Below are 25,762 nucleotides of genomic sequence, written 5' to 3' on the forward strand. Positions count from 1 at the left end.
GTCGCCAGCCCGGAGGACGGCACGTTCCGGGCGGACCCGGTCCGGATCGGGCTGGTCGCCGCCACCGCCGCCGGCCGCCGGCACGCGGCAGTGCTCGCCGACGCCTGGCCCGGGGCCCGGCTCGTGACGGGGCAGAGCGTCGCCGACGCGCTGCGGACCGCGTGGACGGGGTGCGACGCGGTCGTGGCGTTCCTGGCCACCGGGGCGGTGGTGCGCGTCCTCGCGCCGCTGCTCGGTGACAAGCGCACCGACCCGGCGGTGGTGGTGGTCGACGAGGCGGCCCGGCACGCGGTCGCGCTGCTCGGTGGGCACGCCGGCGGGGGCAACGCCCTCGCCGCCCGGGTGGCCGCGCTGCTCGACGCCGTCCCGGTGGTCACCACCGCCACCGATGCTGTCGGCCTGCCCGGGCTGGACACGCTCGGCTGGCCGGTCGAGGGCGCGGTCGCCGCCGTCTCGCGGGCCATCCTCGACGGCGAGCCGGTCCGGTTGGTCGCCGACGCCGTCTGGCCGCTGCCCGCAATGCCGGAGAATGTCCGTCCGGACCCGGTCGCGCCGCCGCGCCGCACTCACAGCGAGCCGCGCAGCAGCGCGCGGCACGACGACGCCACGCCAGCCCCGAGCCGGCCTGACGGTGAGTACCGGCTCCTGGTCACCGACCGGGTCGTGCCGCTCGACGGGCGGACCGCGGTGCTCCGGCCGCCGTCGCTGGTCGCCGGCGTCGGCGGCAGCCGGGGCGTACCGGGCGGCGAGGTTCGCGACCTGCTGCACCGGGTGCTCGCCGACGCCGGGCTCAGCCCGGCCAGCCTGCGCTGCCTGGCCAGCGCCGACGTCAAGGCCGACGAGGCCGGCATCCGGGCGACCGCCGACGCGCTCGGCGTACGCCTGCTGACCCGGCCGGCGGCGGAGCTGGCGGCGGTCGACGTGCCGCACCCCAGCGAGGTGGTCCGCGCGGTGGTCGGCACGCCGAGCGTCGCGGAGGCCGCCGCGCTGCTCGGCGTGACCGGCCGGCCCGACGACGCGGAGCTGCTGGTGCCGAAGACCGCTTCGGCGATGGCCACCGTGGCGGTCGCCCGGCACGCCCCGCGCGGCCGGCTGGCCCTCGTGGGGCTCGGGCCCGGCGCGCCCGACCTGCGCACCCCGCGCGCGGTCGACGAGCTGCGCCGGGCCGCCGTGGTGGTCGGCCTCTACCAGTACGTCGACCAGGTGCGCGACCTGCTCCGCCCGGGCACCCGGGTCCTGACCAGCGGGCTCGGCGCGGAGCAGGCGCGGGCGCGGGCGGCGGTGGCCGAGGCCGCCGCCGGGCGGGCGGTGGCGCTGGTCGGCTCCGGTGACGCCGGGGTGTACGCGATGGCGAGCCCCGCCCTGGAGTACGCCGACGCGCGCATCGACGTGGTCGGGGTGCCCGGGGTGACCGCCGCGCTCGCGGCCGGCGCGCTGCTCGGCGCCCCGCTCGGCCACGACCATGCCTACCTGAGCCTTTCGGACCTGCACACGCCGTGGGAGGTCATCGAGCGCCGCCTGGCCGCCGCCGCCGAGGGCGACTTCGTGGTGCTGATCTACAACCCGCGCAGCCGCGCCCGGGACTGGCAGCTCGGCGCCGCGCTGGCCATCCTCGGTCGGCACCGCCCACCGTCGACGCCGGTCGGCGTGGTGCGCAACGCCAGCCGCCCCGGTGAGCGGGTGCACCTCGCGACCCTGGCCGACCTCGACCCGGCCGTGGTCGACATGTACAGCGTCGTGGTGGTCGGCAACAGCGACACCCGGCTGGTCGCCGGCCGGATGGTCACGCCGCGGGGGTACCGGTGGCGGTCGTGACCATCGGCCCCTGCCAGGGCTGCGGGGCGTGCCTGCTCACCTGCCCGACCCACGCGATCCGGCCGGTCCCCGGCGGCCTGACCGTACGCGACGACCGCTGCACCGGCTGCCTGGAATGCCTGGAGATCTGCCCCGTGGACGCCATCCGCGCCACCGACCCCGACCGTCCCGGAGGAGTCCGATGAGTACCGTCCCCGTCAGCCGGGTGGTGCACCCGATCGAGCAGCTGTCGTACCGGATCCTGCGCTCCCGGGTCGACCTGAGCCACCTGCCGCCGCTGACCCGCGCGGTGACCGAGCGGGTGGTGCACGCCAGCGCGGACCTGGACTACGTCACCGACCTGGTCTGCGACGAGGTGGCGCTGGAGGCCGGGGTGGCGGCCGTGCGCGGCGGCGCGCCGCTGGTGACCGACGTGGCGATGGTCGCGGCCGGGATCACCGGCCGGGAGGCGGTCTGCCCGGTCGGCGAGCCGGCCGCCGCCGACCTGGCCCGGTCGGCCGGCATCACCCGCTCCGCCGCGGCGGTGCGGATCGCCCTGGACCGGGTCGGCCCCGGCGCGGTCTGGGTGGTGGGCTGCGCGCCCACCGCGCTGACCGAACTGATCACCCTGGACGCGCGCCCGGCGCTGGTCGTCGGCCTTCCGGTCGGCTTCGTCGGCGCCGCCGAGTCCAAGGCGGCGCTGCGGGACAGCGGCCTGCCGGCGGTGTCGAACCGGGGCGAGAAGGGCGGCTCGGCGGTCGCCGCCGCCGCCGTCAACGCCCTGCTCTACTGGGAGGAACAGGCATGACCGCGCTGGTCATCGTCGGGCACGGCACGCGCAGCGCGGCCGGGGTCGACCAGTTCGCCGCTCTTGTCGACCGGGTCCGCGGCCGGGCCGCCGGCGCCGTCGCCGACGTCGAGGGCGGCTTCATCGAGCTGTCCCGCCCGCCGCTCACCGACGCGGTCGGCGCCCTGGTCGGGCACGGTCACCGGGCGCTGGTCGCGCTGCCGCTGGTGCTGACCGCCGCCGGGCACGGCAAGGGCGACATCCCGGCCGCGTTGGCCCGGGAGCGGGCCCGTCACCCGGGGCTGACCTACGCGTACGGGCGGCCGCTCGGCCCGCACCCGCTGCTGCACGAGGTGCTGGAGCAGCGGATCGACGCGGCCCTCGCCGGAACGGACCGGGCGGACACCTGGGTCGCGCTGATCGGGCGGGGCTCCACCGATCCCGACGCCAACGCGGAGGTGGCGAAGGTGGCCCGCCTGCTCTGGGAGGGGCGCGGCTACGCCGGCGTCGAGCCGGGCTTCATCTCGCTCGCGCAACCGTCGGTGCCGGCGGTCCTGGACCGGCTGCGCCGGCTCGGCGCCCGGCGGATCGTGGTGGCGCCGTACTTCCTGTTCGCCGGGGTGCTGCCGGACCGGATCGTGGCCCAGTCGGCCGCGTACGCCGCGGCGCACCCGGACCTCGACGTGCGGGTGGCCGACCTGATCGGCGACTGCGACCCGCTCGCCGACCTGGTGCTCGAGCGGTACGCCGAGGCGCTGCGCGGGGACATCCGGATGAACTGCGACACCTGCGCGTACCGGGTGCTGATGCCCGGCTTCGCCGACAAGGTCGGGCGGCCGCAGACCCCGCACGACCACCCCGACGACCCGGTGGGCGGCCACCACCACCATCACCACGACCACGGGCCCGACCATCACGATCACCACGCCGGTCGCGGCGCGGTCGCCGCCGGGGCGCACGTCGGTCCGCCGGCCGTGGTCGGGGTCGGGGTCGCACGGCGCGAGCCGACCGGCTGACGGCCGGGCCAGCCGGCGGGCGTGGGCGGTCCGGACGGCGGCGGTCGCCGGGCGGGTCAGCCGGCGAGGGCGTGGGCGAGGGCGTATCCGGCGGTGGCGGCGGCCAGCCCCGCGGCCACGCTGCCGAGCACGTTGGCCAGAGCGGGCAGCCGGTCGCCGGCTCGGGCCAGCCGGAGCGTCTCGTAGCTGAGGGTGGACCAGGTGGTGAGCGCGCCGCAGAAGCCGGTGCCGACCAGCGCGGTGACCGCCGGGCTGGTCGGCAGTCCCACCAGGACCCCGAGCAGCAGCGAGCCGGCCACGTTGACGGTCAGCGTGCCCCACGGGAAGGCCGACCCGAACCGGGCCTGCACGGCCCGGTCGGCGAGGTAGCGCAGCGGCGCCCCGACGGCCGCGCCGAGCGCGACGAGCAGCACGGTCACCGGGCGCCCCGGTCCGCGGCCGGGTCGGCCGGTATCACCGGACCCGCCGTTCCGCGCGGTCGAGCAGACGGCCGGTGAGGGCGTCGCCGGCCCACACCGCGAGCAGCGCCCCGACCAGGGTCGCCGCGAGGTAGGCCAGCGCCACCCCGGGTGCGCCGGCGGCGAGCGCCTGCCGCACGTCCACCGCATAGGTGGAGAAGGTGGTGTACCCGCCGAGCACTCCGACGCCGAGGAACGGCCGGGCCAGCGGCGGCCCGCCGCCGCGCCGCCGGAGGACCGCCATGAGCACGCCGATCAGCAGGCAGCCGCTGACGTTGACGGCGAAGGTGGCTCCCGGGAAGCCGGTCGGACCGTGCGGGAACGCCGCCTGGAGGCCGGCCCGGGCCAGCGCGCCGAGCACCCCGCCGGCGGCGATCGCGCCGAGCACCGCCGCCGGGTGGCCGGTCAACTCCGTCCGGTCCCGGGAGACGGCGAGGTCGACGTCGGGATCCACCCGCCGCCCCGATGGCTCGGTCACCGGCCCTCCCCGTACCCCACCCGCGATCTTGCAGTCTCGGCCCCTGACTTGCGCCGGATGTCCGGAAGGCCGAGGCACCACGTGCAAGATCGCGGGAGGTCAGGATATGCCTGCCGTGGGGGCGGGGTCAGCGGAGTGCGACGACCGCGGCGTCCGCGCCGCCACGCCAGAGGGTGCCGACCTCGGTGAAGCCGGCGTCGGTCAGCGCGGCCAGGTGCCACGACACCGGGGGGTTCCACTCCGGACTGTGCCCGGTCGGGTAGATCGCGTGCCGGCGCTCGACGAGCGGGGCGAGGGCCGGGTCGGCGCCCGCCCGGTCCCACCAGTCCGACCAGGAGAGGACCGCGCCGGTCGCGTACCGGGCGGCGCGGCGGGACTGCGCGCGGGCGGTGAGCCGCTTGGTCAGCTCGGGGAGGCCGTCGTCGGGCATGTGGTCGGCGTTGGCCAAGATCCCGCCCGGGCGCAGCACGCCGCGGATCTCCGCGTAGAGCCGGGCGAGCCGGTCGGCGGGCAGCCAGTGCAGGGCGGTGGCGGTCAGCACCGCGTCGTACTCCTGGTGCGGGAGCGCCGTCACCCAGTCGGGGCGGCCCAGGTCGGCGGTGACCACGGTGGCGCGGTCGGCCAGCGACACCTCCGCGATGGCGAGCAGCGCCGGGTCCAGGTCGAGCAGGGTCACCTCGGCGCCGGGGAAGCGGGCGAGCGTGCGCAGCGAGATGGTGCCGGTGCCCCCGGCCAGGTCGAGCACCCGTGGCGGGGCGCCGTCGGTGACCGCGTCGACGGCGTCGAGCAGGGCCGTGAAGCGGTGCTCGCGGTCCGGCAGGTATGCCTCCTGCTGCCGGTCCCAGCTCTCCTGCCAGGCGGCCGCATCCGTGATGTAAGGACTCATGAACGACAGGCTAGTTACAGGGCAAGTCCGGTGTCCAGACTTGTTGCCAATGATATGCAACTAGGAGAAGATGGCAGGGCGATGATCGGCCGCGGGGCCCCGGACGCCGTCCGGGGCCCCGCGTGTCAGCTCTGCCACCGGTCCGCCCGCTGACCGTCGGGCGAGCTACGTCACCGCGCGACCGGTTGACCTCAACCCCACTTCAGCGTCGAGGCTGGTCCTACCGACGAGCGAGGCGGAGGACGACGTGCGGGTGATCGAGGTGGGGGCCTTCGGCGGCCCGGAGGTGCTGACGCTGGCCGAGGCGCCCGAGCCGGTGCCCGGGGCGGGCGAACTCCTGGTCGAGGTGGCCGCCGCGGACGTGCTCTGGGTCGAGACGGCCATCCGTCGCGGCGCGGGCGGCGACCACTTCCCGGTCGTCCCGCCTTACCGGCCCGGGGTCGGCGTGGCCGGGACGGTCGGCGTGGTCGGCCCCGGCGTCGACCCGGCCTGGGTCGGGCGGCGGGTCGTCACCCGCACCGACGCGCGCGGCGGCTACCTGGAGCGCGCCGTGGCGGCGGTCGACGGGGTGCTGCCCGTACCCGAGGAGGTCGGCCTGGCGGACGCCGCCGCCCTGCTGCACGACGGGGTGACCGCGGCCGGGCTGCTCGACCTGGTGCCGGTGCGCGCCGGTGACCGGGTGCTCGTCACCGCGGCCGCCGGCGGACTGGGCGCCCTGCTCGTCCAGCAGGTACGCGCGGGCGGCGCGTACGTCGTCGCGGCGGCCCGCGGCGAGGCCAAGCGCGAGGCGCTCTACCGGCTCGGCGCGGACCTCGCGGTCGACTACGCCGAGCCGGACTGGACCGGCCGGGTCCGCGCCGCCACCGGCGGGCTGGACGTCGTCCTCGACGGTGCCGGTGGCGAGTACGGCCGGGCGGCGTTCGCGCTGGTCCACGACGGCGGTTGGTTCTCCGCCCACGGCACCCCGGCGGGCGCGTTCGCGGTGCCCGACGTCGACGCGGCCCGGTCGCGGGGCGTCCGCGTGGTCGGCATCGCCGACGTCCAGTTCACCCCCGAGCGCCGGCGCCGCTACCTGCGCGCCACGCTCGACGCGGCCGCGGCGGGCCGGATCAGGCCCCTGATCGGGCAGACGTTCCCCCTCGACCGGGCCGCGGACGCGCACCGGGCGATCGAGGACCGGTCGGCGATCGGCAAGACGCTCCTCACCGTCTGACCGGCCGCCGCCGGCCCGGCACGGCTCACCCGTCCGCACGCTCCCGGCGCGCGGCGGCCCCCGGGGTCGTGGCGGGCGGCGGGCACCCCCCGATGGTTGCCGGCCCGGGTCGGCGTACGGTACGCGGATCGGCGGGCGCGGGAGCCGAACGGCGCCCACCGTCGCCGTGCAGGAGGAACCGATGCAGGAGCGGGCCCCCCGTCCCGAGGAGCTGGAACCGATCGAGCGGGCCGGCGTCGACGAGCTGCGGTCGGTGCAGCGCGAGCGGCTGCGCTGGTCGCTGCGGCACGCGTACGACAACGTCCCGCACTATCGGCGCGCGTTCGACGACGCCGGGGCGCACCCCGACGACCTCCGCGACCTCGACGACCTGGCCCGGTTTCCGTTCACCGGCAAGGCCGAGCTGCGGGAGAACTACCCGTTCGGCATGTTCGCCGTGCCCCGGGAGCAGGTCGCTCGGGTACACGCCTCCTCCGGCACCACCGGTCGGCCCACCGTGGTGGGCTACACGCGCGCGGACCTGACCACCTGGGCCCGGCTGATGGCCCGGTCCATCCGCGCCTCCGGCGGGCGGCCGGGCGACCGGGTGCACGTCGCGTACGGCTACGGCCTGTTCACCGGCGGCCTGGGCGCGCACTACGGCGCGGAGGAGCTGGGCTGCACCGTCATCCCGGTCTCCGGCGGCATGACCGAGCGGCAGGTGATGCTGATCCGGGACTTCGAGCCCGAGGTCATCATGGTCACCCCCAGCTACATGCTGGCGATCGTCGACGAGATGGAGCGCCAGGGTGTCGACCCGCGCGCCACCTCGCTGCAGGTCGGCATCTTCGGCGCGGAGCCGTGGACCGAGGACATGCGCCGGGAGATGGAGCAGCGCCTCGACATGCACGCCGTGGACATCTACGGGCTCTCCGAGGTGATGGGCCCCGGCGTCGCCAACGAGTGTGTCGAGACCAAGGACGGGCTGCACCTGTGGGAGGACCACTTCTACCCCGAGATCATCGACCCGGTCACGGGCGAGGTGCTGCCCGACGGTGAGCCGGGTGAGCTGGTGCTGACCTCGCTGACCAAGGAGGCGATGCCGGTCGTCCGCTACCGCACGCGGGACCTGACCCGCCTGCTGCCGGGCACCGCCCGGCCGATGCGGCGGATCGAGAAGATCACCGGGCGGACCGACGACATGATGATCGTCCGCGGGGTCAACGTCTTCCCGACCCAGATCGAGGAGCTGATCCTGCGTACCCCCGAACTGTCCCCGCACTTCCAGTGCGTGCTGGACCGGCATGGACGGATGGACACCCTGACCGTGCGGGTCGAGCGGCGGGCCGGGGTGGCGGTCGACGCCGCCGAGCGGGCCGGCGCGGTGCTGGTCGACCTGGTCAAGAACACCATCGGGGTGAGCGTGGCGGTCGAGGTGACCGCCCCGGACGGCGTGGAGCGGTCGATGGGGAAGATGCGGCGGATCGTCGACCAGCGGCGGGGCCGCTGACGTGGGGGAGGAGCGCAACGCCGCGTACGACATGTTCGACGCCGACCTGGCCTCCCGCGGGCTCGGTATCGAACTGGTGGAGGCGGCCGACGGGGCGGCGGTCGCCCGGATGCGGGTCACCGGCACCATGTTGAACGGGCACGCCATCGCCCACGGCGGCTTCGTCTTCCTGCTGGCCGACACCGCCTTCGCGCTCGCCTGCAACAGTTGGGGACCGGCCACCGTCGCGGCGGGCGGCGAGATCGCCTTCATCCGCCCGGTCCGCGCCGGCGACCTGCTGACCGCCCGCGCCACCGAGCGCACCCGGTACGGTCGCAGCGGCATCTACGACGTCACGGTCACCCGCGGCGACGGCGAGGTGGTCGCCGAGTTCCGTGGGCGCAGCCGGACGCTCGCCGGTGACCGGCCGCGGCCGCCCGCCGACGGCGCCGTGCCGCCACCCGCGCCCTGATCCCGCCGTTTCGCGGGACCACCGGGCGCGCGGTGTCCGCATAGGATCGGCCCATGCGTGTCCTGGTGGTCTCGGCACCGTTGATCGGCCACGTCTTCCCGATGATTCCGCTCGCCGCCGCGCTGCGCGAGGCCGGGCACGAGGTGCTCGTCGCCACCGGCGGCGACGGCATGGCCGCCGCCCGGTCCGGGTTGCCGGTGCACGACGTCGCACCCGGGTTCGACCTCGGCCGGATCGCCCTCCGTGTGCTGCCCCGTCACCCGCTCGTCGCCCGGGCCGAGTTGGCCGGGACGGCCGGCACCCGGGGCGCCGGGCTGCTGTTCGGGGCACTCAACGACCGGCTGACCGACCCCGTGGTCGCGCTGGCCACCGAGTGGAAGCCCGACCTGGTCCTGCACGAGCCGTTCGCGGTGGCCGGCGCCGTCGCCGCCGCCCGGCTCGGCGTGCCGGCGGTACGCCAGGAGAACGCCCTCTTCGACGGTCGGGAGCTGGGCCGGGCCACCATCGCCCGGCTGTCGGGCGCCCTGCGTCGACACGGCCTGGCCGAGCTGCCCCCACCGGCGGCCGCGATCGCCGTCGCCCCGCCCAGCGTGCTGCGGCAGGACGGCTGGCCGATGCGCTACGCGTCCTACGTCGGCGGCGGGGAGCTGCCGGACTGGTTGCGGGAGCCGGGCGAGCGCCCCCGCGTGCTGGTCAGCCGCAGCACCCTGACCGGGCCGGGCGGAGCCTGGCCGATGCCCGCCGTGGCGGCCGCCGCCGCCAGGGTCGACGCCGAGTTCGTGCTGGTCCGGCCCGACCCGCGCACCGCCCGCCGGCCGCTGCCCGGCAACGTGCGGACGGTCGACTGGATTCCGCTGCACGCCGCCCTGCCGGCGAGCGCCGCGCTGGTCCACCACGGCGGCGCGGGCAGTGTCTACAATGCCCTCACCGCCGGCGTGCCGCAGCTGGCCACGTTCGGGCCGGGTGACCGGCGGCAGAACGCGGAGCTGGTGGCGCGCCGGGGGGCCGGTCTCGCGGTCCCGCCCCGGGACATCACCGCCGAGACCCTCACCCGGCTGGTCACCGACCCGGCCCTGCGGGCGGCCGCGCGGGAGGTCAGCCGGGAGATCGCCGCGATGCCGCCGCCGGCCGACCTGGTCGCCCGGCTCGAAGACCTGCCCTGACCCGGCCCGGCGGCGCCGTGACGCGGCCCCGCTGCGGCAGGATGGGCGAATGCCACACATCGTGCTGTTCCACTCGGTGTACGGGCTGCGGCCCGCCGTCCTGGCCGCCGCCGACCGGTTGCGCGCCGCCGAGCATGAGGTGGTCGCCCCCGACCTGTACGGCGTTCCGGCCGCCGACACCGTCGAGGACGGGTTCGCCCTGCTGGAGAAGATCGGCCACGACGTGGTGCTCGACCGGGCCCGGGCGGCGGTCGCCGACCTGCCACCGGAGACGGTGCTCGCCGGCTTCTCGATGGGGGCCGGGATTGCCGGGGCGCTGCTCGCGGAGCGTCCGGCCGCGGCCGGCCTGCTGCTCCTGCACGGCTCCGGCGGCTCGCCCACGGCGGTCCGCCCGGGCCTGCCCGTGCAGCTGCACCTCGCCGACCCCGACGAGTACGAACCGCCGGACGAGCTCGACGAGTGGCGCCGGGCGATGACGGCGGCCGGGGCGGCGCTGGAGGTGTTCCGCTACCCGAACGCCGGCCACCTCTTCACCGACCCGGACGTGCCCGACCACGACGCCGCGGCGGCCGAGGCGACCTGGGCCTGCGTCCTGTCCTTCCTCGACGCCCGTTGAACGCCCGACATCAGCCGGGCCCGACGGCGCGGCGCCCCGCGACGGCGCACCGGGGCCGACTCGAGGGCGCGGCACCATGCGCTGGCGGCGCCCGGGTTACCCGGCGGCGCACCGCAGTCGCGTCGCCGGCGCGGGGCTGACCCGCGGGCGGGGGCTCAGGCGGCCGCCGACGCACGGACGGGGCCGGCCGGCAACCCGGGCGGCGCGGGCCGGCGCACGGGTGGGCCCGATTCCGCCGGCGGTCCCGGGAGCGCGCCGAGCGGCACCACGACGAGCCGGCGCTGCGCCGGATGGCCGTCCCGCGCCGCGCCGGGTCCCCGCCGTCGTACCGGGGGGACCGGCCCGGCATTCGGCGCCACCTCCGTCGGCGGCGCGACGGGCGCGTCCGAGCTGGCCCCCCGCGCCGGCGTCACCGTGGCCGGTGACCTGCCGGGCCGGCGCGGGCCGACCGAGGCGACCGCGGCCGGACCGGCCGGGCCGGCCGAGCCGACCGGGACCGCCGGGCCGATCGCGGCGCGCGGTGTTTCCGGCCCGACCACGCTGAGCGCGGCAGCCGGCCGGGCCGGATCAACCGGCCTGGGCGCGGCCTCGGGCCGATCCGGGGAGCGACGACCGGACGGCGGGACGGTCGCGGGCCGTCCGGGGCGCGCCGCGCGCAGGGGCGCCGGCCGAACGGCGTCGGTCCGGTGCGGCGCCGGCGTGACGTGGCCGACCGCCTCGGCGCCCGCGGCGCGGCCGACCGGGTCGGCGCCCACGGCGCGGTGGGCGAACCGGGCCCGGACCCGGCGGGGGAGCCGGTCGGCGGCCACCTGGCGCAGCGCCGGGGTCTGGACCGCGTACGTGCCGGCCGGGCGGGTGACGACGAGGCCGGCCTCGACGAGGGCGTACAGCAGCGGCCGGGCGCGGCCGGGCGTCCAGCCGAGCAGCCGCTCCACGGCCGCGGGCGTGAACCGGGCACCGAGGGTCGCGGCGGCCATCATCACGGCGCGTCCGACGCCGTCGAGCCGGTCCAGCTCCGCACCGACCGCCCGGCGCACGTCGTCGGGCACGGGCGGCGCGACCGGGTCCGCCCCGTCCACCAGGGACCGCACGTACGCCTCGGCGTGGCCGGGCAGGCCACCGACCAGCGGCAGCAGGCGGTCGACCAGGCTCACCTGCTGGCCCGCCCGGGCCAGCAGATGGCGCAGCAGCCGGCCGGACTGCACCGGGGCGAGCGGGCCCACCGACACCCGGCACCGCCGGTCCGGCGCCGCGGCCGGCGCGTCGGCGCGGTCCGATGCCACGGCCAGCGCGTCGGCGCGGTCCGGCGTGTGCAGCGCGACGACCACCAGCGGTAGTCCGCGGGCGGCCGCCGCGATGAACAGCCCGTGCAGGAAGCGGTCGACCGCCGGCGCGGCGCGGTCCAGGTCGTCGACGGCCACCACCACCGGCCCGCGCGCCGCGAGGCGCAGCAGCACCTCCTGGCACCAGCCAACCCCCTCCGCCGCGGCGGCGGTGCCGTCCGGCGCGGCGAGCAGTCGCTCCAGCGCCGGCCGCGCCGCCGCCAGCCGGGCCGGCGCGAGCAGGCCCGCCAGGACGGCGGCCAGCGGCTCACGTACCGCCGGGAGGGGCTCTCCGGCGCCGGCGCGGGCGAGCCCGCGCACCAGGTCCGCCACCGGGGCCAGCGGCTGGTCCGGGTAGGGCGGGCAGGACGCCACGCACCAGCGCACCGGCGTCCCGTCCACCGTGCCGACCGCCCGGGTCAGCTCGTGCAGCAGCCGGCTGCGACCACTGCCGGAGGGCCCGACCAGCGACACCCAGCGGGGGCTGCGCTCGCGTACGGCGCGGACGATCTGGTCCCGGGCGGTGGCCAGTTCGCGGCGACGGCCGACCAGCGGGCCGTCGTGTCGACGGACCGGCGGGGTGGCCGGGCCGACCGCGTGCCAGACGCCCATCGGCGGCACCCGGTTGGGCACCGTCACCGGGGTGAGTCGGCGCTGCTTCACCAGCCCGGCGGTGGCCCGGTGGGTGGCCGCGCAGACGACGACCGCGGCCGGCGGGGCGTACTCCTGGAGCCGGGCCGCGGTGGTGATCACCGCGCCGCTGGCCGCGCCGTGACCGCCGTCGCGGGCCGCCGCCAGGTCCACCACGGCCTCGCCCGTGGCCACGCCGACCCGGACCCGGATGGTGGTGCCGGCGACCAGCGGCCGCCGGTCGAGCGCCTGCTGGATCTCCAGCCCGGCCCGGACCGCCCGGTACGCGTCGAACCCGTCGGACTCGCGGGCGCCGAAGAGGGCCATGACCGCGTCGCCGATGTACTTCTCCACCACCCCGTGCCACCGGCGCAGCACCCGGGCGACGGTGTCGAAGTACGCACGCTGCAGCTCGCGCACGTCCTCGGGGTCCAGCCGGTCGACCAGCGCGGTGGAGCCGACGATGTCGACGAACAGGACGGTGACGGTCCGTCTCTCCTCCGGCACCGGCCAGTGTCGCGCCGGGACCTGCGGCTCGGCGGCGACGATCGTGGATTGGGGCATCGCACCTGCCCTTTCCCCGCTTGATGGCTGATGACCTCCGGAGATTCGCACTCCTGGGCCGACGGGGGATCGGTAGGACGACGTATGTCGGCCCGCCGCAACCTTTGGTCGCAATGTCGACGCGAGGAGTACCACATGCGGGATGCGGCCGTAGAACAGTGCGGGGACGTGTGATTAGGCTGCTTGCCATGGCCAGCGATGTGGACACCGCGCCGCTCGTCGGCAGGGCCGACCTGGTGCGGGAGATCCGGTCCGCGCTGCTCGACGACGTCGCGCAGGGGCACACCGCAGCCGTCTTCCTCACCGGCGAGAGCGGAGTGGGCAAGACCCGGCTGCTGCGCGAGGCGGGTGCGCACCTGCGCGACGCCGGCGCGCTGGTGCTCACCGGCTCCTGCCTGGACATCGGCGACGCCTCGCCGCTGCATCCGTTGCTGCAGGCGCTGCGACGTTTCGACGCCGAGCTGTCCACCTCGCACGCCCGCACGTCGTCGGCGGTCCGTGGCCTGCTGCAGATGTTCGCCGAGGAGACCGCCGGCCCGGACGGCGCGGGCGCGCTGCTGGAGCGGGTCTCCCGCGGGCTGCACCTGATCGCCGAGGGCCGGCCGCTGGTGCTCGTCCTCGACGACCTGCAGTGGGTCGACCGGAGCACCCGCCAGCTGCTGCTCTACCTGCTCGCCGGGCTCGGCGACCTCCAGCTCTCGGTGCTCGCCGCCGTCCGGGCCGAGTCGCTGCAGGGCGCGCACCCGCTGCGCCGCGTCCTCACCGAGCTTCGGCGGCTGCGGTCGGTGCGGGTGCGCGACCTCGCCCCGCTGGACCGGGCCGACACCGAGCAGCTCGCCGCCGCGGTGGTCGGCGGCGTGCTGCCGACCGACGCCGCCGAGCAGATCTGGCGGCGCAGCGGCGGCAACCCGTTCGTCGTCGAGGAGCTGGCCCGCGACCTGCGCGACGGCCGCGACGGGCTCTCCGACACCCTGCGGGAGATCTTCCTCGCCCGGGTGGACGCGTTGCCCCAGCACGCCCACGCGGTGGTCCATGCCGTCGCGGCCGGCGTGGAGCCGGTGGAGCACTGGCTGCTGGCCCAGGTGGTGCGGCTGCCGGAGCAGGAGGTGATCGAGGCGGTCCGAGCCGCCGTCGCACACCGGCTGCTGGTGAGCGCGGACGACGGCTACCGGCTGCGGCACCGGCTCGTCGCCGAGGTGCTGGAACACGAGTTGCTGCCGGCCGAGCGCTCCGCGCTGCACCGGCGCTACGCCGAGGCGCTCACCTCGGCCGAGGCGGAGCTGCACCAGGCGCGGCTGGCGCATCACTGGCGGCTGGCCGGTGAGCCGGCCCGGGCGCTGCCGGCGGCGATGGCCGCAGCACAGGAGGCGGAGCGGTTGCACGGCTACGCCGAGGCGCACCGGCACTGGTCGGTCGCGCTGCAGCTGGCCGACACCCCGGCCGGTGGACCGTTCGCGGTCGACCGGTCCGACCTGCTCGGGCACGCCGCCGAGGCCGCCCACCACAGCGGTGAGCACGCCCGGGCGCTGGCCCTGCTGGAGGAGCTGGCCAAGGTCGACGGCATGTCGTCCTGCGCGCTGCACATCCGCCGGGCCCGCTATCTCGCCGCCGCCGGCCGGTCCGCGCTGGCGGAGGAGGAGTACGGGCGGGCGCTGGAGGCCGCCGACTGCACACCGCGGGAGCGGGCCACCGCCGCCGCCCACCTGGCGGAGCTGCTGCTGCACCTCGGCCGGTACGCCGACGCGGGCCAGCGGGCCCGGGAGGCGCTGGACCTGGCCGCGGCGGTGGACGGCTCCACCTCGGAGGTGGTGCTGGCCAGCGCGGCGCTGGGCTTCAGCGAGGCGTACCTGGAGGACCCGGACGCCGGCCTGGCGGTGATGCGCCGGGCGCTGGCGACGGCCGAGCGCGCGGGCCGGCCCGAGGACGTGGCGTGCGCGTACCTGCACCTGGCCGAGCTGCTCACCGGCCCGCTGAACATCCTCGAAGAGGGTGTCGTGGTCGCCCGCCGCGGCGCGGAGCGGGTCGCCGAGCTGGGCCTCGGCCGCACCTGGGAGACCCGGCTGCTGGCCATCGCCACCAACGGTCTGTTCCGGGTGGGGCAGTGGGCCGAGGCCGAGAAGGTGGTCGCGGCCGCGCTGCGGCACCGTCCGTCCGGCGCCGACGCGGTCGAGCTGCTGCTGGCCCGCTGCCGGCTGTCGGTCGGCTACGGCGACATCGACGCGGCCGACCGGGATCTCGACTCGGTGGCCACCGTGCTGGCGGGTGGCGGCGCCCGGCACGTGATCCCGCTGCTCACCCTGCGCGCCGGCCTGGCCATGTGGCAGGGGCGCCACGACCTCGCCCGGCAGGCCGTGCAGCGTGGTCTCACCGAGATCCGCTCCGACGACGTGGGGATCCTCGCCGCGCTGGTCTGGCACGGCCTGCGCGCCGAGGCCGAGGCGCACGCCAGCCGGACGGTCGCCGTCGACGAGACGGCGGTACGGCGGCTGCGCGACGTGGCCGAGCGGGTGTCCCGCAAGAGCGAGAAGGCCGCCCGGCCTGTCCGCGACGTGGTCGACGGCTTCCTCGCGCTGTGCGCCGCCGAGGTGAGCCGGCTCGACGGCAACGACCCGGAGCTGTGGGCCCGGTCGGTGGTCGAGTGGGATCGGCGCAACCACCCCTACCCGGCGGCGTACTCGCGACTGCGGCAGGCCGAGGCGTTGCTGGCCCGGCGCAGTCGGGTGGCGACCGCCGGCAAGCTGCTGCGCGAGGCGTACCAGGTGGCGCAGGGGTTGGGCGCGGTGCCGATGACGTCGGAGATCAAGACGTTGGCCGCCCGGGCCCGGGTGTCGCTGGAGCAGCGTGAGCTGGCGCGCGGCGGCCGGGACGCGGCGGAGTCCGCGCCGGGCGACGACGAGCTGGCCGTGCTCACCGCGCGGGAGCGGGAGGTGCTCGCCGCGGTGGCCGAGGGGCTGACCAACAAGGAGATCGGTCAGCGGCTGTTCATCAGCGAGCGGACCATCGGGGTGCACGTGTCGCACATCTTCGACAAGCTCCAGGTCCGCACCCGCGTCCAGGCCAGCGCCATCTACCTGCGTAACGGTCGCGGGTGACCGACGCGCCCGCGGCGCCGCACGCGACGGACGCGTCCGAGGCGCATAGGTAATACGTCGTTCTACTGATCCGGCGGACAGGTATCGGCTGAAAGGCTGTGCCCTGTCGCCGGCGGTACCCAGGTGCCGTGGACCACTGTGGAGGAAAGATGACCGAACCGGTCTGGGGGCCCGTGCATCGGGACATCGTCGACCTGCTCGCCGATCACCCCGCTGACGTGCCGGCGGTGGTCGATCACCTCACCAAGCTGCAGGACCTGCTGGTGCGGATGCCTCCGCTGCTCGACAGCTGCCCGCTGGCCGACTTCAACAAGCTCTACCTGACCATCACCACGACCGTGCTGGACGGGCTCTACGACGACCGTTTCGTCGACCCGGCCTTCCTCGCCCGGCTCGACGTGGAGTTCGCCGCCCGCTACTTCGACGCGATGCGGCTCTGGACCGACTCCAGCCCGGGCACCCCGAAGGCCTGGTCCTGCCTGTTCGAGCGGATGTTCGGCCCGGACGCCCGCCCGCTGCCCTCGGCGGCCGCCGGGGTGAACGCCCACATCAACTTCGACCTGCCGTTCGCGCTGGTCACCACGTTCGACCACCTCGAGTCGGAGCCGGTCGACGGCAGTGACCAGCACCGCGACTACCTAGAGATCAACAACATCTTCGCGGAGAAGATCCCCGGGCTGCGCCGGGGATACCTGGAGCGGTGGCAGCTGCTCATCGACATGCTCAACGGCGACATCGACGACTGGTACCAGGGGGAGCTGGTCGAGTACACCCGCGATGTGGCCTGGCGCAACGCGCAGAAGATCTGGCGGTGCCGGCACGACCCGGCCGCCCACGAGTGCGAGCGTACGCGGCTGGACGACAACGCCGCCGCGCTCGGCCGGCTGCTGCTGTCGCCCCTCGGGGCGTTCCTGCAGTAGCCGGGACGGGGGGTCCCCGCGTTCCGTCCGGGGGGCGGAACGCGGGGACGCGTCCGTGCCGACGCGACCGGCCCCGCGCTGGCCGGTCTTCGCGGCTTCCCCGGTTCCGGCGAGCGACGCCCGGGCTACCGCCTACCGTCGGGTCAGGAGCGGTGAGTCGGGACGGGGACATGGCTGACGAGCACGGGGGACAACCGGGTCGTGCGCGCCGTCGTCGGCAGCGTCCGACCGGCCCCGACCCGGCCCTGCGGGCGGCCCGCGACCCCAGCCGCGCCGAGCCCGGCGGCCGCCGGGTCACGATCCCGGAGCGGGTGCCGAGCCCGGTCCGTCCCGCGCCGCCGCCGGGTGCGCTGCGCGCGTGGCTGTTCCGGCACCGGGTGCCGCCGGTCGGCCCCGAGGCGACCGAGGGGCAGACGCGGTCGCACCCCTGGTGGCAGGTGATGTGCCTGACCGGCGTCGACTACTTCTCCACGCTGTCCTACCTGCCCGGCATCGCCGCGGTGGCCGCCGGCGCGCTCTCCCCGGTCGCGACGCTGCTGATCGTCGCGCTCACCCTGTGCGGGATGCTCCCGATGTACCGCCGGGTGGCCCGGGAGAGCCCGCACGGGCAGGGGTCGGTCGCGATGCTGGAACGGCTGCTCCCGTTCTGGCGCGGCAAGATCTTCGTGCTGGTCCTGCTCGGCTTCGTGGCCACCTCGTGGATCATCACGATCACCCTCTCCTCCGCGGACGCCACCGTGCACCTGCTGGAGAACCCGTACCTGCCGGCCGGCGCCGACACCCAGGCGGCGGCCGTCGGGGTCACGGTCGTGCTGCTGCTGATCCTCGGCGGGGTGTTCCTGCTCGGCTTCCGTGAGGCGGTGGCGGTGGCCATCCCGCTGGTCGCCGCCTTCCTGCTGCTGAACGCGGTGATCGTCGCCGTCTCGATCGTCCGGATCGTCGACGACCCGGCCGTGCTGTCGGACTGGACCGGCGCGCTCACCTCGTTCGATGGCCCGGTCGACCTCACGGTCACCGCCGTGCTGGCCTTCCCGCTGCTGGTGCTGGGGCTCTCCGGATTCGAGACCGGGGTGAGCATGATGCCACTGGTCTCGGCGACCGGGGCGGACACCGAGGCGAAGCTCGCGGCACGGATCCGCAACACCCGGAAGCTGCTCACCACCGCCGCGCTGATCATGTCGGTGTACCTGCTGCTGAGCACCTTCGTCACGATCACGCTGATCCCCGCCGACGAGTTCCGTCCCGGCGGGGCGGCCAACGGGCGGGCCCTGGCCTTCCTCGCGCACGCCCACCTCGGCGAGGGATTCGGCACCGTGTACGACATCAGCAGCGTGCTGATCCTCTGGTTCGCGGGCGCCTCGGCGATGGCCGGCCTGATCAACATCGTGCCGCGCTACCTGCCCTCGTACGGCATGGCGCCGGAGTGGGGGCGGGCGGTGCGCCCGGTCGTCCTGGTCTACACGCTGCTCAGCGTGGCGATCACGGTCGCCTTCCGGGCCGACGTCAACGCGCAGGCCGGCGCGTACGCCACCGGGATCCTGGCCATGATGGTCTCCGGCGCGATCGCGGTGACCATCTCCGCGGCCCGCCACCTCCAGCGCGCCGCCGCCATCGGCTTCACCGTGCTCACCCTGGTGTTGCTGTACGCGCTCGGCGAGAACGTCGTCGAGCACCCGGACGGGCTCGCGATCTCCGGCCTGTTCATCCTCGGCATCATCGCGGTCTCGCTGGTGTCCCGGGTGTCCCGGACCACCGAGCTGCGGGCGGAGCGGATCGAGTTCGACGAGCCGGCCCGCCGGTTCGTCGAGGAGTCCCTCGCGAATGACGGCCGGCTGCACCTGATCGCCAACAAGCGCGACAGCGGCGCGGTGAAGGAGTACACCGTCAAGGAGCGGGCCCAGCGCGGGATGAACCCAGTGCCCGGCGCGGCGGACGTGCTCTTCCTCGAGATCGACGTGATCGACCCGTCCGAGTTCAGCCAGGTGCTGCGGGTGCACGGGGTGGAGGTCGGTGGCTTCCGGGTGCTGCGGGCCAGCAGCCCGGCGGCCCCGAACGCCATCGCGGCGATCCTGCTGGCGCTGCGCGACGTCACCGGCGTCCGACCGCACGCCCACTTCGAGTGGTCGGAGGGGAGCCCGTTGGCGCACCTGCTGCGGTACCTGATCCTGGGCCGCGGCGACACCCCGCCCGTGGTCCGCGAGATCATCCGCCGCAGCGAGCCCGACCCCGCTCGCCGACCTGGCATCCACGTCGGCGGCTGAGCGCGGCGCCGCAGGCGCGCGTCCGGCCCTCGGCCGAGCCCGAACCACGTCGGCCGGCGCGAGCCGGAGATGAATCGCACCACTATTCACGTTCACGACCCGCTGTCCGTATTGCCCACCTATCGTGGCTTCTGGTGGGCTGACGGCCCGTCGCTCACCTCGCGCCCCATTCGGCGCGGTCGGGTCAGGCAGGCAGGGAGGAACGATGTCCACGTACCAAGGGGGCCGGCGGGCAGCACGACCCAGGCGACGATCCCGGTGGTTCTTAGCCGGCGGACTGTTGGCGAGCAGCCTGGTCGTCGGGGCGGCCGGTGCCGGTGGGATCGCCGCCATGGCGGCCGACCACGAACTGCCGGATCTCGCCACACCGGCGAACGTCCGGCACGGCGACGACGCCGGCAAGCCGCCGGCCGAGACCGCCGACCCGACGGCTAGCGAGCCGGCCGGTGACGGCGCCGGGCGACCGGACGGCCGGGAGGGCGACGGGCGCGGTGAGCAGGACGGCCGCAGCGCTGACAACCGCCAGCCGGGCGACCGGCCCGCCGAGCGCCAGGACGGCGAGGGTCGGAACGGCGAGGGTCAGACCGGTGCGGGCCGCCACGGAAACGGTCCGGGGACCGGGCCCCACGAGGTGGTCTCGGTGCCCTGCGACGCGGCCAAGCTGGTGGCGGCGCTGGTGCAGGTCAACGCCGAGGGCGGTGGATCGCTGCGGCTCGCGTCGAGGTGCACGTACACCCTGAGCCAGGCGTTCCACCAGGCCGACGAGTACGACGGCGGGATCCGCGACGCCCGGGAGGCGGCCGACGCCGCCGAGACCCCGGGCGATGCCGAGGCGCCGCCGCGCAAGCCGGAGGACGACAAGGCCGGCCTACCGGTGATCTACCACCCGATCACCATCGACGGCGCGGGCGCCACCATCGCCCGCGACGCCCAGGCCGAGGCCTTCCGGTTCTTCACCGTGCGCGACGGTGGTGAGCTGTTCCTGCGTAACGTCACGCTGCACAACGGGCGCTCGGCCATCGAGGGCGGCGCCGTCCACGTCGTGCACGGCGCGACGGCCGTCATCGAACACACCACCGTCACGCAGAGCACCTCCCTGTCCAAGGAGGGCGGCGGTGGCGGCATCTTCAACGACGGCAACATGTTGGTCAGCGACAGCACCTTCGTCGGCAACAGCGCGGCCGGCGCCGCGGGCAAGGGCGGGGGCCTGCTCAACGGCGGCGTGCTGACGCTGCGGCGCTCGCAGTTCCACCACAACAGCGCCAACGCGTACGGCGGTGGACTCGGCAACTACCGTGGCGCGGCCGACGTCGAGACCACCACCTTCGCGCAGAACAGCGCGGCCCAGGGCGGCGGGCTGGCCAGCTTCTCGGCCCGGACCAAGGTCTTCGACACCAAGGTGCTCGGCAACGCCGCGCAGGTCGGTGGGGGCCTGGCCAACTCCGACGCGGTGCTCGTGCTGCGTAAGATGACGATCCGGGACAACAAGTCGACGGTCAACGGTGGCGGCATCTCGACGGTGAAGGGTCTGCTCCCGATCGACGACAGCGTCGTGGCCGGGAACACCACCCACGGGGCCGGCGGCGGCATCTTCGCCGACAAGTCCAACCTGCTCGTCCGGGGTAGCGACGTGACCGGCAACGACGCGGCGGGTGCCGCGTCAAAGGGTGGCGGGATCCACGCCACGGCGGGGCAGGTGTCCGTCTACACCAGCAGGGTCACCGGGAACAGCGCGACGGCGCAGCCGGGCGGCGTCTTCGCTCACCACACTCGGGTCCGGATCGACGACGAAAGCGTCATCGTCGAGAACGAGCCCACGAACTGCGTGGGCAACGCCGCTCCGGTCGCTCACTGCTTCCGCTGACGTCGTACCCGCTCCGGGGCGCGCGCGCCGCCCGCGGTGATCTCCCGATCGCCGCGGGCGGCCCGCGTGTGGTCGGCCGCGCTACGACCGGGGTCGGGCTGCGGGAATCACCGGCGCAGTCGCCCGGCGGGCCGGTTCGGATCACGGCGGGCGGCCGCCTCGGGCCGGTCAGGCCAGGCCGCGCAGTCGTCCGGCGAGTTCGCCGGCGAAGAAGTCGAGGAATCCGTCCGGATCGGGACCGGCGTTCTGGAGCACGATGTGGTCGAAGCCGGCCTCGACGAAGGTACGCGCCTTCGCCACGTGCGGCTCCGGGTCCGGGCCCACCGAGAACAGCTGGCGGACGTGCTTCTCCTCCACGTGCGCGCTGACGGCGTCGAAGTTCGCCGGGTTGGGGAGCTCGCTCATCACCTTCCAGCCGGTGACCAGCCAGCGGCTGGTCTCCAGGACGGCCTGCACCGCCTGCCGCTCATCCCTCGCCCAGGCGATCGGCACCTCGGCGTAGCGGGGGGCCCTGCCCACCGGCCGCCCGATACCGTTCCACGATCGCCGGCGCCGCCGCGGCGGCGAAGAGGCCGTCGCCCAGCTCGGCCGCCAGCTGTGCCGAGTCGTGCCCGCTGGCCGCCACCGCGATCACCGGCAACGCCTCCGGCAGGTCGAAGACGCGCGCGTCCTCCAGTTGGAGGTGCCGGCCCTCGTAGGACTGGTAGCCGCCCCGCCAGAGCAGCCGGATGATCTCCAGCGCCTCGCGCAGCCGCTCGTGCCGGCCCCGGACACTCGGGAAGCCCTGCCCGACGACGTGCTCGTTGAGCCGCTCACCCGCGCCGATGCCGAGAGTGAAGCGCCCGTCGGAGATCAGCGCCATGGTCGCGGCGGCCTGCGCGATGATCGCCGGGTGGTACCGGACGGTGGGGCAGGTGACCCCGGTGGCCAGGCCGAGCGTGGTGGTCCGCGCCGCGATCGACCCGAGCAGGCTCCACGTGAACGCCGAGTGCCCCTGGGCCTCGAGCCAGGGGTGGTAGTGGTCGCTCATCTCCACGAAGTCGAACCCGACCTGCTCCGCGCGGACGGCCTGCCGGATGATCTCCTTCGGTCCGTAGCCCTCGGTGGCCAGCTTGTAGCCGATCTGCATGCCGCTCGCTCCCTGTGCCGTGCCGGTGCCGGAGTAGGAGCCGTTCCCGCCCGATCACCCGACAAACGCCGCCCGACCCGACAACCCAGCCTCCTAGGACGCCCTACGCGATGTGTTGCCGGGATGGACCGGACATGAAACGGCCCGCGCCGGGCAGGGCGCGGGCCGGGCGTGCAGTCTGTCCTACTTGGACGGCTCGGGCAGCTCGCAGTCGACCTTGGGGTTGGCGCCGATGTAGTTCAGCGGCCCGGCGACGATCGTGACCAGGATGGTGCCGGCCTCCGCGCAGTTGGTGTCGTCGCCGCTGTAGTAGCCGCGCTGGCCGGCGGCGATCGCGCCGATGATCAGCCAGATGACGACGATGATTCCGAGTATCGAACTGCCACGCATGGCTTTCCTCCTGAAGGGTTGTGGTGGGTCGAGGTGCAGGCGTTGTACCCAATCGCGTCGTACGGCTAACGGTCGGACGATCGGCGACCGGGCGTCGCCGTCCGGGTGGTCGCGGGCGATCCGGTGGTAGGGCGGGGGATCGGCCGGCCGCACCGGGTCGGGCCCGCCGACTATCGGATCGAGGACCGACCTCGGCGCGGCCCGCCGGCGTGGACGTAGAACTGGCCTCACGGCAACCGCCGAGGAGGAGCCATGGACGTCCGGACACCGCACCTGTACATCGACCGTCCCGCGGACGTCGCGGTGGCGGCGCGCGCGCTGGCCGACGGCGCGGTCGTCGCGGCGGCCTTCGCGAACTTCTACGTCATCGTCACCCGCCCGGACGCGCACACGGTGCGCCGGGTCAACCTGGCGAAGGGACGACCGGCCGACCAGGTGGGCAGCATCACCGCTGCCGCGCACCGGATCCCCGGCATGTTCGACTGGTCCCGCCTCGCCCCCCGGCTGCCCGAACGGCGGGTGCGGCAGCTGATGGACGCCCTCTACGGCGTCGGTCCGTTCGGCTTCCGGGGCCCGGCCACGGATCGGCTGCCCGACCACCTCACCCAGCACGACCGGGGGATTCGTACCACGCAGGTGATCGCGCCCGGGACGCGGTGCCCCTCGAACGCGTTCTTCGAGCGGGCAGCCGCCGAGGCGGGCGTGGACCACCTCTACATCACGTCGGCGAACCGGTCGCGGCACCTCACCGGAGCGGCCGAGGAACCGGCGCACTGGAAGGCCGACGGCATCGCGGCCGACTTCGCCCACCTGCCCGACCTGGTCGTGGTCGCGCACCGCGACGAGGCGGCCGCCCGCGCCGCGTACCCGGCCTACCTGCCGACGTCCGTCACGCTGCTCTCGTTCCACCTGCCGGAGGGTGAGTGGGAGGAGCCGCCGGTGCTCATCGTGGACCGGCACGGGTCGCTGCACGTCGACGAGGTACGCCGGGCGGCGGCCCCGCTCGGGCTCCAGGTGCGACTCGGCGGCACCGCCCGGCAGCGTCTGCGCGTACGGGGGTACGCCGGGGCGCTGGTGTGAGCGGCTACCAGGTCGGCCTCGTGGTGCCGAGCTCGAACACCACGATGGAGACGGAGATCCCGGCGATGCTGCGTCGGCGCGAGGCGGTCGATCCCGGGGTCACCTTCACCACCCACGCGAGCCGGGTGCGACTGCACCAGGTGACGGCGGTGGAGCTGGCGAGGATGAACCGGGCCAGCGGCCGGTGCGCCGCGGAGTTGGCCGACGCGCGGTGCGACGTGCTCGCGTACGCCTGTCTGGTGGCCGTGATGACCGAGGGCGCGGGGGCGCACGACCGGGCCGAGCGGCGGCTGGCCCGGGCGGCCGGGCGGGCCGGGCACCCCATGCCGGTGGTGACCAGCGCCGGCGCGCTGGTGGCCGGGCTGCGGGCGCTGGACGCGCGGCGCGTCGCCCTCATCGCGCCCTACCTGCCGCCGTTGACCGCCGCCGTCGTCGGGTACCTCGCCGGGTACGGGATCGACGTGGCCCGGGCGGTGAGCCTCGCCGAGCCGGACAACGTGGCGGTCGGCCGCATTCCGCCGCAGCGGCTGGCGGCCCTGGCCGACGCGCTCGACCCGACCGACGTGGACGCCGTCGTGCTGTCGGCCTGCGTGCAGATGCCGTCGCTGGCCGCCGTCCCGCGGGTGGAGGCGCGCCTCGGCCGTCCGGTGCTCACCGCGGCCACCGCCACGGTGCACCAGCTGCTCACCGGGCTGGGCCTGGACCCGTACGTGCCGGACGCGGGGCGGCTGTTGGCCGGGCGCGGCTGACCGCCGGGCAGTGGGCGGGTCCGGTGACGGCCGAAGCCGGGCGGTCAGTGCGGCGGGTCCGGTGACGGTCGGGGCCGGGCGGTCAGTGCGGCGGCGCCGGAGCCTCCGGTGGGCGACCCCAGCTGCGCCGGGCGTCGGCGACCGCGACGCCGGCCAGGACCAGCATGGCGCCGAACGAGGTGTACACCGGATGCAGGAACATCACGCCCGGGGCGATGGTGAGCAGGGCCAGCAGCCCACCCGGGCGGGAGGGCGAGACCCGGCTGAACACCTCGTACTCGAACGCGGCCCGGCCGACCAGGAACAGCGCCGGGCCCCCGAGGATGACCGCGACCCAGGCCGGTGAGGTGCGCCCGGTCGTCTCGTGCAGGACCAGGTCGAAGCCGGCGGCGGTGGTGACGACGCCGGCGACCATGAGCAGGTGGGTGTAGGGGGCGGTGTTGAGGAACCGGCTCGGTGAGCGGGAGGTCGCGATGGCGACGGGCAGCAGCTCGCCGGACTTGTGCACGTAGATCCGCCAGAGCAGCAGGGTGGTGGCGAAGGCCACCGCGAACGACCCGATGTTCTTCAGTTCGGAGTGCTTGAGGCTGAACATGGTGCCGACGGTCAGGATGCAGTCGCCGAGCGCGATGATGAAGAACTGCTGGTAGCGCTCGGAGAGGTGTTCGGCGGTGACGTTGCGCTGGGCGGTCGGCACCACACCGAGACCCGGCACGGGATAGGCGAGCCGGAAGCCGATGTAGTCGATGGCGAGCGCGATGACCCAGCAGATCATCCGGCCGGGGCCTTCGACGAGCCCGCCGATGATCCAGGGCACGGCCGACACGGCGAACCAGATGAAGATCCGGGCCGCGCGTTTCTGGGTCTGCGGCTCGTGCCGCACGGCGGGCATGAGGAACAGCCCCCGGCCGAGATGGATGGCGACGTACGTGCCGGCGAAGACGATGCCGCGTGCCCCGAACGCCTCCGGAATCGCGGTGGTCATCAGGAGGGCGCCGAACATCACCGCGCAGATCAACAGCTTGATCTCGGTGCGTTCGGGGTCGTACATGTCGGTGACCAGGGTGGTGATGGCCCAGGTCCACCAGACGGCGGCGAGCAGGATGAGCGCTTCGCCGGCCTTGGCCCAGTCCAGCCCGACGACCAGGTTGCGGGAGATGAGGGCGAGCGCGACGACGTAGACCAGGTCGAAGAAGAGTTCGAGCAGGGTCACCCGGCGCGGGGCGTCCGGGTCACGTACCGGCGGGCGGTGCGGCACGGGCTGCTCCGGGTTACCAGGTCGGCTCGGCGGGTCGTGGGCGTCTCACCGACCGACGGTAGCGACACGGCCGCTGGATCGTCCCGAATACCGAGGTTTTTCCGGATCTGGCGGTCGGGCTCCGTGCCGCCGTGCCGTCACGTCGGCGTGAC

22 protein-coding genes and 1 pseudogene are annotated in these 25,762 nt (G+C 75.3%); 15 read left to right on the forward strand and 8 right to left on the reverse strand.

Translation table 11 applies throughout. The features are described from left to right. The first annotated feature begins 45 nt into the window (after positions 1-45). The 4 genes and pseudogenes from cobJ to O7603_RS02085 form a co-directional block, all read left to right on the forward strand. Positions 46-1,815 (forward strand): precorrin-3B C(17)-methyltransferase, encoded by a 1,770-nt coding sequence (gene cobJ / locus O7603_RS02070; RefSeq protein WP_281576575.1) that lies wholly within the window; start codon positions 46-48, stop codon positions 1,813-1,815. Beyond that, a complete protein-coding gene (locus tag O7603_RS02075; RefSeq protein WP_281573963.1) occupies positions 1,803-2,000 on the forward strand; it encodes a 4Fe-4S binding protein in 198 nt (65 codons plus the stop codon). Before cobJ ends, O7603_RS02075 begins: the two co-directional genes overlap by 13 nt. Continuing rightward, on the forward strand, positions 1,997-2,602 hold the full coding sequence (locus tag O7603_RS02080) for a precorrin-8X methylmutase (RefSeq protein ID WP_281573964.1): 606 nt from the start codon (positions 1,997-1,999) through the stop codon (positions 2,600-2,602). The genes O7603_RS02075 and O7603_RS02080 overlap by 4 nt, the downstream gene beginning before the upstream one ends. Further along, positions 2,599-3,477 (forward strand): annotated as a pseudogene (locus tag O7603_RS02085) (sirohydrochlorin chelatase); the annotation flags it as partial. The gene O7603_RS02080 and the pseudogene O7603_RS02085, both read left to right, overlap by 4 nt. Positions 3,478-3,653: 176 nt before the next feature. Here O7603_RS02085 and crcB read toward each other — a convergent pair. The 3 genes from crcB to O7603_RS02100 all read right to left on the reverse strand — a co-directional run bounded on the left by crcB (position 3,654) and on the right by O7603_RS02100 (position 5,419). Continuing rightward, positions 3,654-4,016 (reverse strand): fluoride efflux transporter CrcB, encoded by a 363-nt coding sequence (gene crcB, locus O7603_RS02090; protein WP_281573965.1) that lies wholly within the window; start codon positions 4,014-4,016, stop codon positions 3,654-3,656. Between the two features lie 34 nt (positions 4,017-4,050). Then, complete coding sequence (locus tag O7603_RS02095) at positions 4,051-4,533, reverse strand: CrcB family protein (protein ID WP_281573966.1); 483 nt, start codon at positions 4,531-4,533, stop codon at positions 4,051-4,053. Positions 4,534-4,660: 127 nt separating this feature from the next. Next, a complete protein-coding gene (locus tag O7603_RS02100) occupies positions 4,661-5,419 on the reverse strand; it encodes a class I SAM-dependent methyltransferase (protein WP_281573967.1) in 759 nt (252 codons plus the stop codon). A 247-nt stretch (positions 5,420-5,666) separates the two neighbouring features. Here O7603_RS02100 and O7603_RS02105 point away from each other — a divergent pair, with 247 nt between their 5' ends. The 5 genes from O7603_RS02105 (at position 5,667) to O7603_RS02125 (ending at position 10,351) form a co-directional block, all read left to right on the forward strand. Continuing rightward, positions 5,667-6,632 carry a zinc-binding dehydrogenase gene (locus O7603_RS02105; protein ID WP_281573968.1) on the forward strand — a complete coding sequence of 322 codons (966 nt, stop codon included), beginning with the start codon at positions 5,667-5,669 and terminating at the stop codon, positions 6,630-6,632. A gap of 181 nt (positions 6,633-6,813) precedes the next feature. Continuing rightward, complete coding sequence (gene paaK, locus O7603_RS02110) at positions 6,814-8,121, forward strand: phenylacetate--CoA ligase PaaK (RefSeq protein WP_281573969.1); 1,308 nt, start codon at positions 6,814-6,816, stop codon at positions 8,119-8,121. Positions 8,122-8,152: 31 nt separating this feature from the next. Further along, a complete protein-coding gene (gene paaI / locus O7603_RS02115; protein ID WP_281576576.1) occupies positions 8,153-8,572 on the forward strand; it encodes a hydroxyphenylacetyl-CoA thioesterase PaaI in 420 nt (139 codons plus the stop codon). Between the two features lie 53 nt (positions 8,573-8,625). After that, positions 8,626-9,735: a nucleotide disphospho-sugar-binding domain-containing protein gene (locus O7603_RS02120; protein ID WP_281573970.1), complete on the forward strand. Its 1,110-nt coding sequence runs from the start codon at positions 8,626-8,628 to the stop codon at positions 9,733-9,735. Between the two features lie 49 nt (positions 9,736-9,784). Further along, the gene (locus tag O7603_RS02125; RefSeq protein ID WP_281573971.1) at positions 9,785-10,351 is read left to right on the forward strand and encodes a dienelactone hydrolase family protein; all 567 of its coding nucleotides are present in this window, start codon (positions 9,785-9,787) and stop codon (positions 10,349-10,351) included. Positions 10,352-10,506: 155 nt separating this feature from the next. Here O7603_RS02125 and O7603_RS02130 read toward each other — a convergent pair whose 3' ends face one another. Continuing rightward, on the reverse strand, positions 10,507-12,867 hold the full coding sequence (locus O7603_RS02130; RefSeq protein WP_281573972.1) for an adenylate/guanylate cyclase domain-containing protein: 2,361 nt from the start codon (positions 12,865-12,867) through the stop codon (positions 10,507-10,509). A gap of 188 nt (positions 12,868-13,055) precedes the next feature. On the opposite strand from O7603_RS02130, the gene O7603_RS02135 reads away from it, so the two are divergent. The 4 genes from O7603_RS02135 to O7603_RS02150 all read left to right on the forward strand — a co-directional run bounded on the left by O7603_RS02135 (position 13,056) and on the right by O7603_RS02150 (position 21,004). Beyond that, the gene (locus O7603_RS02135) at positions 13,056-15,959 is read left to right on the forward strand and encodes a helix-turn-helix transcriptional regulator (protein ID WP_281573973.1); all 2,904 of its coding nucleotides are present in this window, start codon (positions 13,056-13,058) and stop codon (positions 15,957-15,959) included. A 149-nt stretch (positions 15,960-16,108) separates the two neighbouring features. After that, positions 16,109-16,879 (forward strand): DUF5995 family protein, encoded by a 771-nt coding sequence (locus O7603_RS02140; protein WP_281573974.1) that lies wholly within the window; start codon positions 16,109-16,111, stop codon positions 16,877-16,879. Between the two features lie 170 nt (positions 16,880-17,049). After that, complete coding sequence (locus O7603_RS02145) at positions 17,050-19,140, forward strand: amino acid transporter (protein ID WP_281573975.1); 2,091 nt, start codon at positions 17,050-17,052, stop codon at positions 19,138-19,140. A 205-nt stretch (positions 19,141-19,345) separates the two neighbouring features. Further along, positions 19,346-21,004, forward strand: a complete 1,659-nt coding sequence (locus O7603_RS02150) for a hypothetical protein (RefSeq protein WP_281573976.1) — start codon at positions 19,346-19,348, stop codon at positions 21,002-21,004. A 168-nt stretch (positions 21,005-21,172) separates the two neighbouring features. On the opposite strand, the gene O7603_RS02155 is transcribed toward O7603_RS02150, so the two are convergent. The 3 genes from O7603_RS02155 to O7603_RS02165 all read right to left on the reverse strand — a co-directional run bounded on the left by O7603_RS02155 (position 21,173) and on the right by O7603_RS02165 (position 22,523). Continuing rightward, positions 21,173-21,523, reverse strand: coding sequence for a hypothetical protein (locus O7603_RS02155; RefSeq protein ID WP_281573977.1), 351 nt, complete (start codon positions 21,521-21,523; stop codon positions 21,173-21,175). Next, on the reverse strand, positions 21,471-22,133 hold the full coding sequence (locus O7603_RS02160; protein ID WP_281573978.1) for a TIGR03557 family F420-dependent LLM class oxidoreductase: 663 nt from the start codon (positions 22,131-22,133) through the stop codon (positions 21,471-21,473). The genes O7603_RS02155 and O7603_RS02160 overlap by 53 nt, the downstream gene beginning before the upstream one ends. Positions 22,134-22,316: 183 nt before the next feature. Further along, positions 22,317-22,523, reverse strand: coding sequence for a hypothetical protein (locus O7603_RS02165; protein ID WP_281573979.1), 207 nt, complete (start codon positions 22,521-22,523; stop codon positions 22,317-22,319). 252 nt (positions 22,524-22,775) lie between these two features. On the opposite strand from O7603_RS02165, the gene O7603_RS02170 reads away from it, so the two are divergent. Then, positions 22,776-23,603: a hypothetical protein gene (locus O7603_RS02170; RefSeq protein ID WP_281573980.1), complete on the forward strand. Its 828-nt coding sequence runs from the start codon at positions 22,776-22,778 to the stop codon at positions 23,601-23,603. Continuing rightward, entirely contained in the window at positions 23,600-24,352 is a 753-nt protein-coding gene (locus O7603_RS02175) for an Asp/Glu racemase (RefSeq protein ID WP_281573981.1), read from the forward strand. Before O7603_RS02170 ends, O7603_RS02175 begins: the two co-directional genes overlap by 4 nt. 82 nt (positions 24,353-24,434) lie before the next feature. Here the strand turns inward: O7603_RS02175 and O7603_RS02180 are convergent, their stop codons facing one another. Then, positions 24,435-25,610, reverse strand: a complete 1,176-nt coding sequence (locus O7603_RS02180) for a low temperature requirement protein A (RefSeq protein WP_281573982.1) — start codon at positions 25,608-25,610, stop codon at positions 24,435-24,437. Positions 25,611-25,762: the final 152 nt, after the last annotated feature.

The sequence above is a fragment of the Micromonospora sp. WMMD812 genome, from assembly GCF_027497215.1.
GTDB lineage: Bacteria > Actinomycetota > Actinomycetes > Mycobacteriales > Micromonosporaceae > Micromonospora.